The organism is Vibrio sp. 2132-1 (assembly GCF_033344315.1).
Window position 1 is genome coordinate 1 of record NZ_JAWPON010000015.1, and the last position, 17451, is coordinate 17451.

14 protein-coding genes are annotated in these 17451 nt (G+C 45.5%); 6 read left to right on the forward strand and 8 right to left on the reverse strand.

Translation table 11 applies throughout. The annotated features are described in order from the left end of the window. Nucleotides 1-246 precede the first annotated feature (246 nt). Nucleotides 247-831: a flavodoxin family protein gene (locus R8N47_RS16860; protein ID WP_064354429.1), complete on the forward strand. Its 585-nt coding sequence runs from the start codon at nt 247-249 to the stop codon at nt 829-831. 63 nt (nt 832-894) lie between these two features. Here R8N47_RS16860 and R8N47_RS16865 read toward each other — a convergent pair whose 3' ends face one another. After that, the gene (locus R8N47_RS16865; protein WP_064354430.1) at nt 895-2520 is read right to left on the reverse strand and encodes an ABC transporter substrate-binding protein; all 1626 of its coding nucleotides are present in this window, start codon (nt 2518-2520) and stop codon (nt 895-897) included. A 141-nt stretch (nt 2521-2661) separates the two neighbouring features. On the opposite strand from R8N47_RS16865, the gene mpaA reads away from it, so the two are divergent. Then, entirely contained in the window at nt 2662-3372 is a 711-nt protein-coding gene (mpaA, locus tag R8N47_RS16870; RefSeq protein WP_064354431.1) for a murein tripeptide amidase MpaA, read from the forward strand. A gap of 19 nt (nt 3373-3391) precedes the next feature. Here mpaA and R8N47_RS16875 read toward each other — a convergent pair whose 3' ends face one another. Continuing rightward, nucleotides 3392-4243 (reverse strand): MurR/RpiR family transcriptional regulator, encoded by an 852-nt coding sequence (locus R8N47_RS16875; protein WP_033907250.1) that lies wholly within the window; start codon nt 4241-4243, stop codon nt 3392-3394. A gap of 242 nt (nt 4244-4485) precedes the next feature. On the opposite strand from R8N47_RS16875, the gene murQ reads away from it, so the two are divergent. The 3 genes from murQ (at nt 4486) to R8N47_RS16890 (ending at nt 8075) form a co-directional block, all read left to right on the forward strand. Continuing rightward, entirely contained in the window at nt 4486-5388 is a 903-nt protein-coding gene (murQ, locus tag R8N47_RS16880; protein WP_064354432.1) for an N-acetylmuramic acid 6-phosphate etherase, read from the forward strand. A 28-nt stretch (nt 5389-5416) separates the two neighbouring features. Beyond that, nucleotides 5417-6871, forward strand: a complete 1455-nt coding sequence (gene murP / locus R8N47_RS16885) for a PTS N-acetylmuramic acid transporter subunit IIBC (RefSeq protein WP_062730872.1) — start codon at nt 5417-5419, stop codon at nt 6869-6871. A 148-nt stretch (nt 6872-7019) separates the two neighbouring features. After that, a complete protein-coding gene (locus R8N47_RS16890; protein ID WP_064354433.1) occupies nt 7020-8075 on the forward strand; it encodes a porin in 1056 nt (351 codons plus the stop codon). 89 nt (nt 8076-8164) lie between these two features. On the opposite strand, the gene R8N47_RS16895 is transcribed toward R8N47_RS16890, so the two are convergent. Together R8N47_RS16895 and R8N47_RS16900 are read right to left on the reverse strand one after the other, a co-directional pair. Continuing rightward, a complete protein-coding gene (locus R8N47_RS16895; protein ID WP_054575283.1) occupies nt 8165-8830 on the reverse strand; it encodes a peptidase E in 666 nt (221 codons plus the stop codon). Between the two features lie 37 nt (nt 8831-8867). Further along, a complete protein-coding gene (locus R8N47_RS16900) occupies nt 8868-9779 on the reverse strand; it encodes a LysR family transcriptional regulator (protein ID WP_017635661.1) in 912 nt (303 codons plus the stop codon). Between the two features lie 88 nt (nt 9780-9867). On the opposite strand from R8N47_RS16900, the gene catC reads away from it, so the two are divergent. Continuing rightward, nucleotides 9868-10527, forward strand: coding sequence for a type C chloramphenicol O-acetyltransferase (gene catC / locus R8N47_RS16905; RefSeq protein ID WP_025768711.1), 660 nt, complete (start codon nt 9868-9870; stop codon nt 10525-10527). 54 nt (nt 10528-10581) lie between these two features. Here the strand turns inward: catC and R8N47_RS16910 are convergent, their stop codons facing one another. From R8N47_RS16910 to R8N47_RS16925, 4 genes are all read right to left on the reverse strand, one after another. After that, the gene (locus R8N47_RS16910; protein WP_064354434.1) at nt 10582-12261 is read right to left on the reverse strand and encodes a DUF342 domain-containing protein; all 1680 of its coding nucleotides are present in this window, start codon (nt 12259-12261) and stop codon (nt 10582-10584) included. A 251-nt stretch (nt 12262-12512) separates the two neighbouring features. Beyond that, complete coding sequence (locus R8N47_RS16915) at nt 12513-14540, reverse strand: tRNA(Met) cytidine acetyltransferase TmcA (protein WP_042522295.1); 2028 nt, start codon at nt 14538-14540, stop codon at nt 12513-12515. Between the two features lie 105 nt (nt 14541-14645). Continuing rightward, on the reverse strand, nt 14646-15620 hold the full coding sequence (locus R8N47_RS16920) for a ParB/RepB/Spo0J family partition protein (RefSeq protein WP_042522297.1): 975 nt from the start codon (nt 15618-15620) through the stop codon (nt 14646-14648). A gap of 7 nt (nt 15621-15627) precedes the next feature. Beyond that, nucleotides 15628-16845 carry an AAA family ATPase gene (locus R8N47_RS16925; protein WP_042522299.1) on the reverse strand — a complete coding sequence of 406 codons (1218 nt, stop codon included), beginning with the start codon at nt 16843-16845 and terminating at the stop codon, nt 15628-15630. Nucleotides 16846-17451: the final 606 nt, after the last annotated feature.

Genomic DNA, 17451 nt, shown 5'->3' on the forward strand with positions numbered 1-17451 from the left:
TGAGTTTAAAAGCGAGGGAGTAATCGCGCTGAGTTCTTTTAGTTGTTGATTTCATAACACTCTCCAATTTTGGGGGTAGAAAGTGTCAACCTTATTTAGGACGGCACATAACCCACTAAAAAGCCGATGTATCTACATCGGCTTTTTAATGCACTTCTTTTTAAGTTTTAGTGTTGACCTCAACTTAGCTTGAGGTTTTAGCCTTAGTCGCACGATTAAAAATCAACAATGAAAAAAGGAACCATTGTGTCCAAAATTGCGATTATTTATTTCTCTAAAACCGACATTACTGGTCAGCTTGCTCGCGTGATTGCCGCAGGCGTTGAACAACAAGGCATTAAGCAGCAAGATGAATGTGAAATCCTCTCTCACCGAATTGAAGGCAGTGAGATTATTGAGGGACGTTTTGTGAACCCTAAACTAATGGATGAACTTGCTGAGTGTGATGCGATTATCTTTGGCTCACCGACCTATATGGGCGGTGTAGCAGCGCAGTTTAAAGCATTTGCAGATGCAAGCAGTGAATCTTGGTATTACCAAAAATGGGCGAGCAAAATCGCGGCTGGCTTTACCAGTGGTGGGGCAATGAATGGCGACCAATCTTGCACATTACAATATCTACAAACGCTCGCTAACCAACACGGCATGATGTGGGTCGGGTTGGATAAGATCAGCAATTCTGGGGAGCAAAACCTGAATCGTTATGGTGTACAAGGTGGTATTGTTGCACAAGGTGGTGAAGGTGGTCAGTTGCATGCTTCTGATGTTGCAACGGCGGAGTATCTTGGCAAACGAGTCGCTATGCTCGTGAATAAGCTCTCCACTCGCTAACAATAAAAAGAAGCCCCGTAAGATACATCTTCGGGGCTTCATATTTATCGATTGTTTTGAGCGCTACTTCTTGATGTAGAGGTCTTTCGAGTAGATACGACCTTCTACGTTGTTCTTGGCAAAACCGCCAACCGTAGGACGAACCAAACGCGCTTGCATGTAGTAGTAAATCGGTGCGATTGGCATATCCGCCGCCAACAATTGCTCGGCTTGATCATAGAAACCTTGGCGCGCTTTCTCATTGGTTGCAGCCAATGCACTGTTCATCGCGTTGTCGTACGCTTCACTGCTGTAACGTGCAAAGTTACCCGAGGAACCTGAACGCAATAAACTCAGGAAAGTAGACGCTTCATTGTAATCACCACACCAAGACGCGCGCATCACATCGAAATTGCCTTGTTTACGCGCCACTAAGTACGACTTCCACTCTTGGTTTTCTAACTCCACGTTTGCACCGAGATTCTTGTGTAGCATCGAGGCTATTGCAACGGCGATCGATTTGTTTGCCTCACTGGTGTTGTACAGCAATTTAAAATCGAGCGGCTTGTCTTGGCTGTAACCCGCTTCTTTTAACAACTGACGCGCTTTCTCGTCACGTTGTTGCTGACTCCACTTACTGTATTCAGGCGGCGTCGCATCAAACCCTGCGGTGTACTGATGCGCAAAAGTATAAGCAGGAAGGTTGCCCACTTGCGTGACACCATTCGTAATCACATCGCGCATGATGGAGTACGACACCGCTTGACGCACTCGCACATCATCAAATGGCGGACGAGTGGTATTGAACGCGTAGTAATACGTGCACAACAATGGCACCACCGTGTAAGCCTGCTTGTAATCTTGTTTAAGCTTCTGCGCCATATGAGTCGGCACATCTGACGTGATATCCAGCACTCCTGCCGCATAACGATTGATCGACGCGTTTTGGTTTTCAAACGGAATGTAAGTCACTCTGTTTAGATGCGTATCTGCGCTGTCCCAGTAACTTGGACTCTTAACCAATTCAATGCGTTCATTCACGACCCACTTATCCAATGTGAATGCACCGTTGCTAACAAATTGGTCTGGATCGCTCCACGGCTTGTCGCGGTTTTCCACTGTCGCTTGATGCACTGGCATCATGGACGTGTGCCCAGTCATAGCAACAAAGTACGGCACTTGACTGTCCAACTCAAAACGTAGGGTGTATTTATCCACTGCCTTGATACCGAGATCGTCCAAAGGCTTTTTGCCCTCTGCTACATCGGCGATGTTTTTGATCTTGGTGAGTTTGAGATACCAAACATTTGGAGAAGCGGTCTTCGGGTCCACCGCTCGGCGCAGTGAATAGACAAAATCATCCGCTGTCACAGGCTCGCCATTCGACCATTTCGCGTCTTTGCGCAAGTGAAAAGTAAAGGTTTGGTTATCCTTGGTTTCCCATGATTCTGCCACACCGGGAATAATGTTTCCGTCACGATCTTGAATCACAAGCCCTTCAAATAAGTCACGAATCACATGCATTTCTGGCAGACCTTCGGCTTTCGCTGGGTCAAGCGTCGCCGCCTCTGCGTCATTCGCACGTACTAAATGCTGTTCTGCGGCAAGTTGAATGCCTTTAGGTAAGGTCTCCGCAGCAACTGATGTAGCAAGAAAAGGGGTGAATAAAGAGGAAATCAGCAACGCCGTTGAATGTTTTTTAAAATCCATATCGTTTTTCGTTCTCCTAACGCGTCTTGTGAAGCAAGTGCCACAATTAACATTTCAACCGTTGACGAGTTTAAACGGTTCAGTTTAGCTAGGTGTAATTAGCTTAGATATTGATACTACTTCATCAATCAGGAGATTACGGTGAGTCTAATTCCAAGAACGGAAAGAGCGGCATTTTTAATTCGGCCAACATCATACGGTCAATCCGTGCTTGGTGCGCCATTACTGTATTTTCCGGCTCAAGTCGAAAGTGCTTCACGAGGTTTGATTTTGGCAGGCACTCACGGGGATGAGACAGCCTCGATTGCAGGTTTGTCCTGCGCGCTAAGAAGCTTGCCTGCTGAAAACTTACGACATGATGTGATTCTGTCAATGAATCCTGACGGCAACCAGCTAGGCACACGCGCAAATGCAAACCAAGTGGATCTCAATCGCGCGTTTCCAACCCAAAATTGGACTGAGCATGGCACAGTGTATCGATGGAGTTCTCACACCCCCGTTCGAGACGTACAGGTGAAAACTGGCACTAAAAATCAACTAGAGCCTGAAGTTAGCGCTTTAATTAACTTGATTGAACTGCGCAAGCCAAAGTTTGTGGTGTCGTTTCATGAACCGCTTGCGTTTGTGGATGATCCCAAACATTCCGACCTTGCCAAATGGCTCCGCGAGCAGTTCCAACTGCCAATTGTAGACGATGTCGACTACGAAACACCCGGCTCATTCGGCACTTGGTGTAGTGAACGTGATTTACCTTGCATCACGTTGGAATTACCCGCGATTTCTGCCGATCTCACCATTGAAAAACATCTCTCCGCTTTTATTGCTTTGCTGAGGCACGATCCGGATCTCTAGTCCGCTGTTAAACAAGCGATCATGTGAGGATCTGTTTGATGTCGGTACTAATATCGCTGATCAACTGACGGGCACTGTCGTCTCTTTGCTGAACCAAGATGATAAACAGCAAATCGGTGATCACGTTTTGCGCGGTACGCGAAGCAATGGATGAGCTGCGATGTTCCGTTTCATTGGCAATCGTATCAAACGTAATATCGGCAATACCGCGCAAGCGACTTCTTCCAGGCGCAGATAACGCAATCACCTTCGCGCCCTGCTCTTTTGCCGCTTCTGCCGCGACGAGAATTTCTTTGCGCTCACCCGAAAACGAGATTGCGATCTGAACATCTTCTGGAGAGAGCGTGCGGGCAACAGCAATCTGCACGTGGCTGTCTTGTTCAGAAAGCGCCGTAATACCAAGTTTAAGCAGTTTAAAGCTTAAATCCTTGGCGGTCAGTGCAGAGCCCCCAATCCCGACCACTTGCACTCGACGCGCTTCACTCAACCATTTCACCGCTTGGTGACACGCTTCGTAAGACAGCGTATTGGTGGTTTGAAACATAGCGTCGGTTTTCGCTTTCACCAGTTTCTGTGAAATTACCGCAATGGGGTCGTCAGCCAAAATATCACTGTGCAGCGGTGTCGACTGCATCGCATGCTTACGGCCAATCTCTTCATTCAGAGCTAACTTAAACTCGCTGTAACCTTTAAAGCCGATACGCTGAGTAAATTTCACAATGCTCGATTGACTCACTTTTACTTGCGCCGCAAGTTCTTGGCTGGTGAGCAGCGCCGCCTTTTCTGCGTTTTCAACAATCCAATCGCCAACCAAACGACCACTTTGCGAAAGCTGAGTACGCCTCGCGACTATCTTATTGATAACTGACACAACAAAAACCTCAAAAACTTTAAATAAATTATTCCAAATCAGAAATAATAGGCGTTTGATTTAACCCCCTGATTATTCTAACCAAGACAGTTAATCCCGGACGTAATAGACGTATGTTTTCTCTCATTATTCCAAATTTCTCCTGCATAAAGAATAACCTCAAGTGTGATTTTTATCACCAAACCTGAATATTTTATTCCATAAAATCGCCCTCAGATTGAACATTACGAAGAGTGCAAAACATGAAAATTGATTTAAGCAGATTGGTGACAGAAAGCCGTAACCCAGCCAGTGCCGAGATCGATACGCTTTCGACCATCGAGATGCTGCAAGTCATTAATGAAGAGGATCAAAAAGTCCCGCTCGCGGTAAAAGCGGTGCTACCACAAATTGCAGAGACAGTTGACGCAATTACCCAAGCTTTTGCAAATGGTGGCCGTTTAATTTACATGGGAGCTGGTACGTCAGGTCGCTTAGGCATTCTTGATGCAAGCGAGTGTCCTCCTACCTACGGCACGCATCCAGATATGGTGATTGGCTTAATTGCTGGTGGACATCAAGCGATTTTAAAAGCGGTAGAAAACGCAGAAGACAACGCGAAAATGGGTCAAGACGACTTAAAAGCACTTCACCTCACCAAGCATGACGTGGTTGTAGGCATTGCAGCGAGTGGCCGTACACCTTATGTACTAGGTGGTTTGGACTACGCTAAATCCATCGGAGCCACGACCGCATCTATCGCCTGTAATCCAGAATGTGCCATGGCAGAAGCGGCCGACATCGCGATTCTGCCGATAGTTGGCGCAGAGGTTGTCACTGGATCTTCTCGCATGAAAGCTGGCACCGCACAAAAACTGGTGCTAAACATGCTCACGACAGGCGCAATGATTCGTAGCGGTAAGGTATTTGGCAACTTAATGGTGGATGTAGAAGCCACTAACGCCAAGCTCATCCAACGCCAAACCAACATTGTTGTGGAAGCAACCGACGCATCAAAAGAAGAAGCAGAGCGAGCATTAAATGCCTGCGGTCGCCACTGCAAAACCGCCATCTTAATGATTTTGGCCGATTTGGATGCCAAACAAGCCAAATCACGCCTCGCCGCGCACAACGGCTTTATTCGCGCAGCACTAAATAATAACTAAATAATCCGAGTTCTGAAGGATAGACCCTATGGCAAAAATAACTTCAAACACAGTATCGCAGTTGCTGTCCGCAGTGGGTGGCAGTAACAACGTAAGCAAATGTGGTAACTGTATGACGCGTTTGCGTTTATCGCTCGCCAACAATGGCTTGGCTGATCAATCAGTTATCAAGCAAATTCCCGGCGTAATGGGTGTGGTGGAAAGCGATGAGCAGTTTCAGATCATTCTCGGTCCCGGAAAAGCTCAACAAGCGGCTGAGATGATGAATCAATTGATCGACAGCTTAACCTCTGGTGACAGTGAAGAAGCAGATATGCCGCAACAAGATCTTTCTGCCGTCGCGGCCGAGCAGAAAAAACAGATGAAGAGCAAACAAACCAGTGCGGTTCAGCGTTTTTTAAGCAAGTTTGCCACCATCTTTACGCCGTTGATCCCTGGTTTTATTGCCGCTGGTCTGTTGTTAGGTTTTGCGACGTTATTGGAACAAATGTTTGTTCTCGACCAGACACCAAGCCAGTTTATGTTGGATTTGATCGCCTACATGAAAGTCTTTGGTAAGGGTCTGTTTGCTTTCCTAAGTATTCTGATTGGCTACAACGCGCAGCAAGCGTTTGGCGGCTCTGGTGTTAATGGTGCCATTCTCGCCTCTTTGTTTGTGCTGGGTTACAACCCAGAGGCTACATCCGGCATTTACTCTGGCATGAACGAGTTTTTCGGCTTTGCGATTGATCCGCGCGGCAACATTATCGGCGTACTTTTGGCAGCGATCATCGGTGCACAAGTCGAGCGTAAGGTTCGTCAATACATGCCTGATGATCTGGACATGATCTTAACGTCCGTTATCACTCTATTGATCATGGGTGCGGTAACCTTCTTGATCATAATGCCGATCGGCGGCGAGTTATTTAAAGGGATGTCTTGGTTGTTCCTCAACTTAAACGATAACCCATTAGGCGCTGCAATCTTGGCAGGTTTGTTCTTAATTTCTGTGGTATTTGGCATCCACCAGGGTTTTGTTCCAGTGTACTTCGCATTGATGGAAGCACAGGGCTTTAACTCGCTATTCCCTATCCTGGCAATGGCTGGTGGCGGTCAGGTTGGCGCGTCAATGGCGCTGTATTTCAAAGCCAAAAAAGACGCTCTACTGCGCACTCAAGTTAAAGGCGCTATTATTCCGGGTCTTCTAGGCATTGGCGAACCATTGATTTACGGCGTGACATTACCACGCGTAAAACCATTCGTTACCGCTTGTATTGGTGGTGCTGCGGGCGGCTTCTTTATCGGTTTAGTTTCTTACCTTGGCTTACCAGTTGGTCTTAATACGGTGTTTGGCCCGTCCGGTATCGTGGCGATTCCTCTCATGACATCTGAAAATGGCATCTTCCCGGGCATGATGGTGTTTGTTGCCGGACTGCTTATCTCTTACATCGTCGGCTTCCTCGCGACTTACTTCTTTGGCTGCAAAGACGTCGATTTAAGCTAAATCATTCTTCCCCTATAGGAATGGACTAGCTCGCGCCCTTGGCAAACAAGGGCGTACCCTCTCTCTACTTCACGACAATTTTTCTTATTCCGTTACTCGGAAGAGGCTTTGTCGTACCTAAAACAATAGAAATGAAAGGTCGTTAATCATGAAAAAGCACATTTTGACTCTACTTCTCCCAACATTGATGGCATCAAACACAATGGCAGCGCAGCTGTATCAAGCGGAAGATGGGTCAGTTTTAAATATATACTCTCGTCTTGGTTTCAATGTCACCAGTAAAAATGACGAGCACGGCGATGCAAATGGCGAGTTTGATGGCCGTATTGGTTTAAACGGTTCACAAACCATCAACGAGTACGCGTCGATCATCGGCCAAGCGCAATACCAAGTGGGTGCCGCTGAATACGCAAACCAAGTAAACGACAAACCGTCTCTGACCGCACGTTATGTATGGGCGGGTATTGATGCGAAAGATTATGGTCGCATTACTGGTGGTCGCGTGGCATCTGGGTTGATTATGTTTACCGACATTGGTGATGTGTTCGCCTCTTCCGATGTTTCTATGGCGCGCCAAGCGAATAAAGTCGACAAAACCGCAACGCAAGTTTTCCGTCAAGATGGCACGCTGCAATACCAAAACAGCCTAGGTAATGTCGATTTTTCTGTCGCGTACATTTTAGGAAACAACACTTCTGAGCTCGACTACGGTTACAACGCTGCACTGCGTTATACGCTAGACATGGGGAATTTGGGTACCTTGGCACCAGTGATAGCGATGCAGAAGAATAAAGGTGATGCACGTGAAAGCAACGACACCGATTACACATTCTGGGGCGCAGGTACGCGTTACTACCTAGGTGATTTGATGTTGGGTGCGTTGTACTCGGAAGATGAACTAGAGGGCTATTACTCACAAACCAGTACCGACAAAGTGATGGAACTAACGGCGGTTTACAGTGTAAATGACAAATGGGTACTGCGTGCTGGTTATCGTTCTTTAGAAAACAGTGATGGTGACGAGCTAGAGCTGAAAGATACAACGCTAGAAGTGCAATACAAACTGACGCCTCGTTCTTCTATCTACACAAACTACGTTGATCGTAACGGCTCGCGTGGCTACAGCAATGGACAAGAAGTCTCGTTTGGCGGTGCACACGCAGACGAAAGCTACTACCACTTAGGTCTGCGTTACGAGCTGTAAGCACGATACTTAATGTAAGTTAGCTGAATCCATGAGCTTCTTCTATGTCCGGTCAGTAGTTATTGCCTTTAATGCTGATTTGAAGAAGCTCATCCTCGCAATATGTTTTCTTCGTTACCTGTTTTAACCAACACACCGGCATCAGGAAAGCTGGTGACAGTAGCTAACAATTTTCCATCGACAAAGTGCAATGCCGCATAATCGTGAATGCCATAACAAGTGATGCTCGGTTGAGAACGAGCAAAGGCTTGGAAAACCTCGAACTTCTCACCTACATGAGAAAAATGCGCCGCAGCCAAACCGTCAATAAATCCAAGACAACGCATAACTTGGTATGCTTCGGGATCACTGTCTGTCACCGCAAACTCAAACCAACAAATTGCACCTGCGCTCATGCCACAAATGATGATGCCTTGTTCATAACACTGCTTGAGTATTCTATCGATACCCCATTCGCGCCAAATGGCCAACATCGAACGCGTATTACCGCCACCGACGTAAATGATGTCTTGTTCAAATAGCGTTTCTTTCCAACCAGCTTCAAACTTAAACAGCGGAAAATGGGTCACGTTTTCACTAAGCTTCGCATCGTAAAAACGTTCAATCACTTCATCGGCGTCTCCCGTGGCTGTCGGTAGAAAACAAATGTTTGGATTCTCCTTACCAGACAAAGACAAAATGTATTGATCGAGTGGGCTCGGATTCTCTCCCATCATCCAGCCCCCACCGCCAATCGCAATACAGTGTTTTCGCATTCCTTTGCTTCCTCAATTGTTGCTAAGTTTGTTGTCGCTATTCGCCGACAGAATATATGTTCCTAAAGTGATCAATGAACGCTCGCGTTCTTCTTGGTAAGTGCTCACGTTTTGGGTAAAGCAGATAAAGCGGCAAAATCGCATCCGTTTGCCATTCTGGCAGCAAACTCACGAGTTTTTCTTTTTGTGCAGGGTCGAGTTTAGCCAGTGCAAATTCATCTAACATGGCTACACCACAGCCAGCCAAAGTAGCATCCAACATGGACTGGACAAGATTAAAACTCAGCGTACTTTCTAACTCAATGCTGCACTGCTGTTGAGTTTGCTTATGCGTAAACGTCCACTTATCTAACACCAAGTCGCGACTTTTATAAAGGATGTGCTCTAAGTCACCAAGCTCCTCTGGCGTACTTACATTTGGTTTATCAGCTAAATACGAGCGATGAGCGATCGGTTTACAGTGTAAAGTGCGTAGCTGATGGCCGACGTATCCCTCTGGAGGAGTATCGGTAAAGTAGAATGCGATATCAAACCCAGCCTCAATCAAGTCGAGAGGTGTCTCTGTGAAGATCACTTCGACGCTCACTTGTGGATGTTGCAATCGAAACTCGATCAATGTTTGGCTGAGTAACGCGGCTCCGAAAGAAGCAGACGCCGCTATTCTCAATTTTCCCGATACGATCTCGTTTGCCATGACTTGCTCATTGATCTGCTCAGCGCCTTCGAGCAGTTGCTTTACCTGCTGATAAAACCGCAAACCATCGTAGGTCAAATTAAACTGGCGCGTAGTTCGCTGAATAAGCTGCACCGACAATATGTCTTCAAGCTGTTTAAGTTGCCGACTTACATGCGCATTCGAACAATTCAGGCGCTTTGCTGCGCCAGCAATACTTCGCTCCTCGCACAAAGCGACGTAAAGTGGTACGTAGCTGAGCCATTTTATTTCCATACAGTAATTCTGAATCTCTAAAATCAAACTACTGGAAATAATAGAAAGCCTCTAAACTCTGTACAACCTAAATTTGAAAGGATGAGTTATGAGTGTTTTCGACACGTGGTTAAAAGGTCAAGTCATTAAAGATCACATCACTAATACCAATATCATCGTTGGCGATTACAGCTATTACTCGGGCTTCTATCATCAAAAAAGCTTCGAAGAGCAAGCGGTACGCTACTTGTTGGGTGACCCCGTCACACTTCAAGAATGGCAAAGTAGAGAACCCGATAGCATCGACAAATTAATCATTGGCAAGTTTTGTTCCATCGCTTCTGGAGCCACCTTCATGATGGCAGGAAACCAAGGTCATCGCATTGACTGGATTTCGACCTTCCCCTTCTCTCCTGAAGAATTTGGAGAAGGCGTACAAGACGGTTTCGAGCGTGCCGGAGACACAGTGGTGGGAAATGATGTTTGGATTGGCAGTGAGGCGATGATCATGCCCGGAGTAAACATCGGCGATGGAGCCGTCGTCGGAGCACGCGCCGTAGTGACGAAAGACGTGCAACCTTATTCTGTGGTGGTTGGAAACAACCAAGTCGTACGTCAACGATTCAGCGATAAAGAGATTGAAACTCTACTCAATATCCAATGGTGGAACTGGCCAATAGAACACATTAAACAAGCAATGAAAGTAATGTGTAGCAGCCAAGTGGGTGCGCTTGCGGACTACTATCAAGAGCACATTGTCGATTTGTAGATAAAAAAGCCCACACATCTTGTTGCGACGTGTGGGCTCAGTGAGTAAGAAAGCTTAAACCGCAGCGACGTCCTCTTCTTCCAAGTTCGCCGAGACTTTAATTTCGTATTGATTGAAACGGAACGAACAACCGCCATGAGTGCGCTTTGTCGTTACTTGTTCGTCGCCAAACTGCACCGTCACGCGAGTGAATACACGCTCTTTGGCTTCGACAATATTTTCTTCTAACGCGACTTCAAAGTCATGTTCCGTTTGTTCTAGCTTTTGCTTTATCGCTTCAAGCTGCTCGTTGTTTTGTGTTTTCATCACGTCAATCTGAGCTTGTTCTTCGTCGGTACGTTCGGCTTTAGGACGTTTCTTAAATTCGAGCTCTTTACGAATCACATCCATCGTGCCTTCTTGAGCGCGTTTGTATTGTTCTTTAAGCTCAGCTAATCGCTCCTTAAATGCAGAATAGCGTGCGAACGCTTCTACCTTAGTGGCGGTGTCGCCTTCTACGCCCAATTGTAAGCACACCACTTTGCCACCGACTTTTGCATCTCCGCCGCTGAGCGTGCCGTTCCTACCGTTCGCGTCTAGCACCGTCAGATTGCGCCCACAAACAATATCGTTATTCATGCTGTGCACCGCCAACTCAATATCTTCGCCGGCTTGCAAATCACAATATTGGGCGTAGCTGGCACGAATCGAACCTTTGGCTTTGACGTGACAACTCTTTGGCTGGCCATCACTCACGGTGTGGCCAATGATCCCTTTACCAACTTGGATGTCGTCTTGCGCTTGTACGTCAGCCGATTCAATGAAGCCGCCTACAGTAATAGAACCCGTCGCTTTAACAATCATGCCAGATTCAATGTTGCCACCGATAATCACATTCCCTTTGAATTTCACGTGACCTGTATTCACGCCAACGCTATTGAGACAGAGTGCGTTATCAACTTCAATGGTTTTGTCTTTAATCAGAGGCGTACCGGATACCGATGCAATCAATAGGTTTGGGTCTTGCTTGCTTATCTCGGTGCCCTTGCCTGGCTTCATTGGGCTGTCTTTTCCGGCTTGTGGAGGAATCACTCGCCCTTGAACAGTAAAACCAGGCGTGCCTTTGGTCGCAGGCGTTCGGCGCATCACCTCATCGCCTACGCCAACCGCGATAGTTTCACCGAGATTACGTAAATCAATTTTGTCGCTAGCAGATTGGCCGTCTTTGGGTTTGAGGATGCGTTTGGTGATGTCTTTAACAAGAGGAGTAAAAAGAGCGTCTTTGCCTTTGATAGGTTGCTTACCAACCGCTACAGGTTGAGAAAAAGTTTCGCCAGGTTTGAGCTGAGTGCTGACAACCAACACTTTCTTCAAAGCCAGTTTGTTGATGCCTTTCGAAACTCGCGCTTGAGCAAGAGCTTGAACAATCTCGGGGCCACGTAAACCTCGGCCTCCGTACGCGCCGACAACGTTCATACTGGCGAGCATGTCATTATTCGACAATTCGACCTCAACTTGTGCGTTGCGTTTTTCTGCAATGACGATGCCTTCGTAAGCTTCAGCTTTACGTTCTTTGGCGCAGTTAATGAACCTAACGACTTCCCCCTCTACAATAAACATCTTTTCAGCGTTCATTGCGACGAGCTGCTCGTTTAATTCATTTTGATTTAGCTCACCACCGAGATCCACTTCACCCGGAAGACGGGCTATCACCTTGATCTTATCTTCAGATAACTCAAGACACAGCTTCCACATACCCTTACCACTTTGCTTCCCATCAACACTTTCAGTCTAACCAAATCCGTTTTCTGAACAAACCTCGCATTTCTTATTATAGGGCTCACGTCACTAAAGAAAGTAATCCATCAATAACGGTTAAACAGGATATTAAGAGAAAACTCGATTTAGCCTAAGGCTCAATCAAAATACACGCTGAAACAAAAAGGAGCTGGATTTACAGTGTAAAATCAGCTCCCAATAATTTCATTTACAGTGTAAATTTCCCTTTATTGTTTACAGTGTAAATCGCTCCAAATGTGTCTTACTTCGTCCCTTAACTGCTGCTCAACTTGCCTTCTTCCAGGTAAACCAAATTGCTGAGCACATTCAGTCCAACTACGGTTAAGAAAAAGCTTACTAATCATCAAGTCGGAAGCGGAGTTCAAACCTAAATTAAGTAACCACTGTTGAAGCCACACAGACACAGACTCATAACTGTTACCACCATCAGCATAACATTCAATTAGTAATAACTTAGCGGGATGAAGTGGACTCATTCCCAAAGGTTGCGGCAATAGAGCTCGAAAAATAGGGGCTTCTAATTTTGGATAGACGTCAGCCACATTGTTAGACAACATTTCTTCAAATAGCGCCTGAGATTGGTCGACCCAAGCCGTCTGTTGGGAATCACAAGGTTTGACCATCAAGACTGAATAACAACCGCTAGCAGCATCGCGCATTGACCCTAAGCGAATTGTACGGAAGTTCGATTGTCGCCAGAAATAGAGCAACTCTTCCGTCGCACCAAAACTCGTGGATAAGTAGGCAATGTGTTTAGCAGCCATTTGCTCAAGTTGCTGCAGAATTTTTTGACCAATGCCTTTGCCTTGCAATGCTGGATGAACCGCAATTCTCATGACTCGCAGCGTCGATAGATTCGCGACATTCGGGAATCCTAGGTGGTTTGCAATCGTAATTGGGGCTAAGTGTCCTTTAGGACGACGCTTACCAAGCTGGATTTCTTCAATCAATTCATCGTCAAGGCCCCCCTCTTCGACCGCTAATATCACCCCCACAACCGCATTATCTTGCTTAGCAAAATAGAGCTGACTGTTGTCGTCTTGCAATAGGTGAATCAAATCATTCGGCGAGGTCTGATAATGAGCATTCACCAAAAGAGCGAAGCACTCACGCAGCAAACTAGGCTGCGATATCAAATTGTTCTTATCGGCTTTAGAAAGGGAAATTGAGTCGACCTGTTTAAGTTGATGGTGCGTTAACTCCGCATCCAACAAAAACGCGTCATAGAGCCATGATTCAAGCGCATCATTCATGCTCCAGCGGATGGGCTGTGTCATGTGCCATGTTTTCATTCCCGAACGCTGTTTCTGAAGCCAATCAACAAATTTAATCGTAAAGCCCCGGCCACAACCTTCATAACCATGAACAGTCGTAGAAAAAACGAGTCGATGATAATGTTCGGTAATGCTTTTGAGCATAGGAACTGGAATTGCAGCCGCTTCATCGACAAGTAACAAATCACATTCAGGTCTGCTCGATAGAAGTTCGTCAGGAGCAATGAATTGAATGGCTCCCTGGCCTGATTCTAATCTGTCCTTCTTAATACGCTGTGCGCTAGGGAGTAAACGTAAAGCATGTTGGTAAACAGGCTCAACGGCTTTTATAGATGGTGCCGTAATTAAGATTCTAAGCGGCTTCTGCTGTAATAAGTTCGCACACGCAATGCCGAGGGCACTTGTTTTTCCGCGCCCACGATCAGCGGTCAAAACTAACGGTCGCTTTCGATGTCCAGTTACCACCTTTTCAATTAGAGAAATGGCATGTTCTTGTTCCGTGTAGTGGCTTTCTTTTTCTGCTTGCTTGATGTCTGGAGCCGTTGGCAATGGTTTGTCTTGCTCAATAACAACGAGCTTCTCCCATTGTTTGTGCATCCATTGCTGAGCAAAATTCGTTGGTTGTCGCGGCTCAGTAATGACAATAAGAAAACCGCCGCCAACCAATGAGCCAAGCGCGGCGGTAAAACTATTTGCGTCAAAGCCATTTCGAGCATCAAACAATAGAACGTCACACTCTCTGCCTAGCAACATGTGCCCTTGTTTAGACGAAACACTGGATACGTTTTTCAAACCAAAATCACCAACAGAAAACCAACGTTGATGGCGCTGCGTTTTATGGAACTCTGACATCAACGCATTTTGCCAAGAAGCCTCGCCTTGAATGACTACACCAATCCTTTGGAAAGATTGGTGAGCTTGATGTTGAAGTGATGAAAGGAAATCAGATTGTGTCTGCATTTTGTCTATCCAACGTTGAACTGACACAATGGTATCACATCTTTAATTTGACGCTTCTCAGATATAAAAAAACCGCCCGGAGGCGGTTGATTCAATCATCTTTTGTTATTGCAGCTTGTTTTGCACAAAGGCAAGAATCTCTTCCATCAAGCTGTCGTCAACTTTCTTCAAGTTCAACGCCAGACTGCTACCTTTTCGGCTGTAGCTTGCTCGACCTTTAACTAAGTCGACTTTTTCCGTCTTCTTACCAGGTTTTGCTGGTGCAAGTTCAGTAATCCAATTTTCGATGCTTTCCGTGACTTCTTTTGTCAGACGAGCAACGCCTTGAGCTGTGCTTCGCTGCCATAAAAACCCTTCGCTAGAGCGGCATTTATCTAACAGCTCTTGCTGCTGCTCTGGCGTCAGCGTTGAAAACTGTTTGTGCAGTTTCACGATAGTTGGACGACCGAGATCGCCAACATTCGGATACGCTTGAAGCAGTTCTAACGGTAATGCTGCGGCTTTTAAAGCGCCGCTTACCAACGCTTCACTGCACTGGAACATTTTTGCCAATGCTTTCTGATCCTCAGCTTCACCACTATCAAGCTTAGCCTGCATCTCTTTACCTTTTTCGTATAAAGAGAGCGGTTTGTGAGCATTTGCCACATCAGACAAAAACTTAGCATGGTCAGTATTGATGTTGTCAGCAACATAAACCAAAAAATCTTGTTCAGCGAGGATACAAGACATGCGACGACGGCTACCATCTAAAACTTCGATCTTGCCATCTTCAGTTCTACGACCCACAGCTGGATATTGTTGGCCACGCTCTTTGAGTGTGACTAAAACATCAGATAAAGCATGTTCGTTTAAGAACGATTGCTCACGAGCGTTATCAACAAATACTGTTGTTTCTGTCGCAACTTTATTTGCAGGAATACGCACAAGTTCAAACTGAACAATATTTTCACCTGCAACTGCTAGTTCAATCGTTTGAGCTTTCTCTTTTGCCGCTGTTTGCGCCTCTTGCGGAGTCACAACACGACGCTTATTCGTTTTGCCAAATAATTTCGCGTTTAATTCAGACGTTTTCAAAGCCATTTACTTATTACCCCTGATTCAATGACGGCCAATTAGAGTGCAGCACACGCTCTAATTCCAGTGCGCTTTTATGAACAGCGTCTTGCGCGGTAGCTAGTGTCTTCTTACCGCCTTCAAAATCGCTTACTGTCAGATCAAATACTGTGCTGTAGGTATCGGCACAGGTTTCAAACGCACGGCTACGAGGAATAGTAGCCATCATAACTTGGTCACCTAGAAGATAGTTCATTTCAGTTAAAACAGAAACTTGCTTCTTATTGTCGTCCTCAAACATGGTTGGCATTAAGCGAACAAACTCAAGACCATTCCAGTCCTCCGGGAACATTTCATATACCGTAGGCAAATGCTGGAAGAAGTTTACTGTTGAAGCCCAGTCCAGACGCTTAGCCGCACAAGGAATTAGCAAGGCATTTGATGCATACATCGCATTCCATACTAATGGGTCAACGTGTGGACCGGTATCAATCATAACGATATCGAAGTCATCAGCAATTTTATCAATCAGTTGCTCTTTCAGCAGACGGACGATATCGAGTGATGGGTCTTCAGATAGCGTTTGCCATGCTTCCGCATTAAACATCGCGTCTTCTGGAAACGCTGAAATCGACTTTAAGTTCGGATATTGCGTTGGCAGCAATACGTTTTTACGTAAAAATTCACTGTCAATTTCCACACCATCAGGCACGTTACCCAACATAATGTCTACCGCAGAATAGATATTATCATGCTCTGCCATGCTGATTTGCGGGTTGAGGAATAAACGTAGCGAGCCTTGTGGGTCTAAGTCGATTAAACAAATACGGTATCGTTTATCCAAATTTAGCGCTAAACATGCCGCTAAATGAACCGCGGTCATTGATTTACCTGTACCGCCCTTTTGGTTCTGCACATTAATAATCCAAGGTTTGTTACCTGAATTCTTTTTACGCTCATGAAATTTAGGCACTTCAGCCGCATCCATGAGCATGTGTGCTTCTTCTAACGTAATTGAATAATGATTCGCGTTGTTTTTAGTAAATTGATGCCCAGCGGCTTCCATTTTACCAATCGCGTCGTCGAGCTTACGGCGAGTTAGACCAGAACGGGTTTCCATCATCGCTTTCGACATTGGTGGGAAGTAGTTATCGCTTCGCTCTTCTAAAACAATTTCAATACGGTCAGCTTGAACCTGCTGAGTCAGCTCCGCTAACTCAAGAAGGTTTTCAATCGTTTTTTCTCTTTTCATGCCAAATTCCGTTGGAAGGATTTATAACTGCAATTGTACAGCAGTAAAGACCAAAAACAACAAAAAGGTGCACGAACATTTTGAATTACCATCACATAAAAAAACACCCAAATCGACGCTTTTATGATTTATGGTCAAAAAGATAACTATTTTTAATCAAATAATCTTCTCATAAGTGGACACCTAAACTTAAAAATAAAAAGTGTTACAGCGTCACTCATTTACAATGTAAATCAATTTTCTACCGGAACGATTATAATCTTAAGCTAAATTACGGATTATGTTAGACCAACCTAATTTAAACGAAAAATAGTAAGTAATATCGGAACAATAAAGACCTGAACACCTTGATCATGTCTCCGAACAAAATAGGGCAGTTCCAGCGAAACATCTATGGAAGTATGATCAAGGTATACATATGATCATGCTTCCGTGTTAATAAACAAATCCGAAAGCATGATCATGGCAAAATTGAGCAGAGTACGGTGTAAACACGCAAATAAAATAAGATCCATTAATCGGAAATATGATCAAGCCTTAGAATCTCTCGGAAGCATGAGTTTTCTTCTCTGATTTACGGTTGAGTGCAGACAGAATGGGGGATTG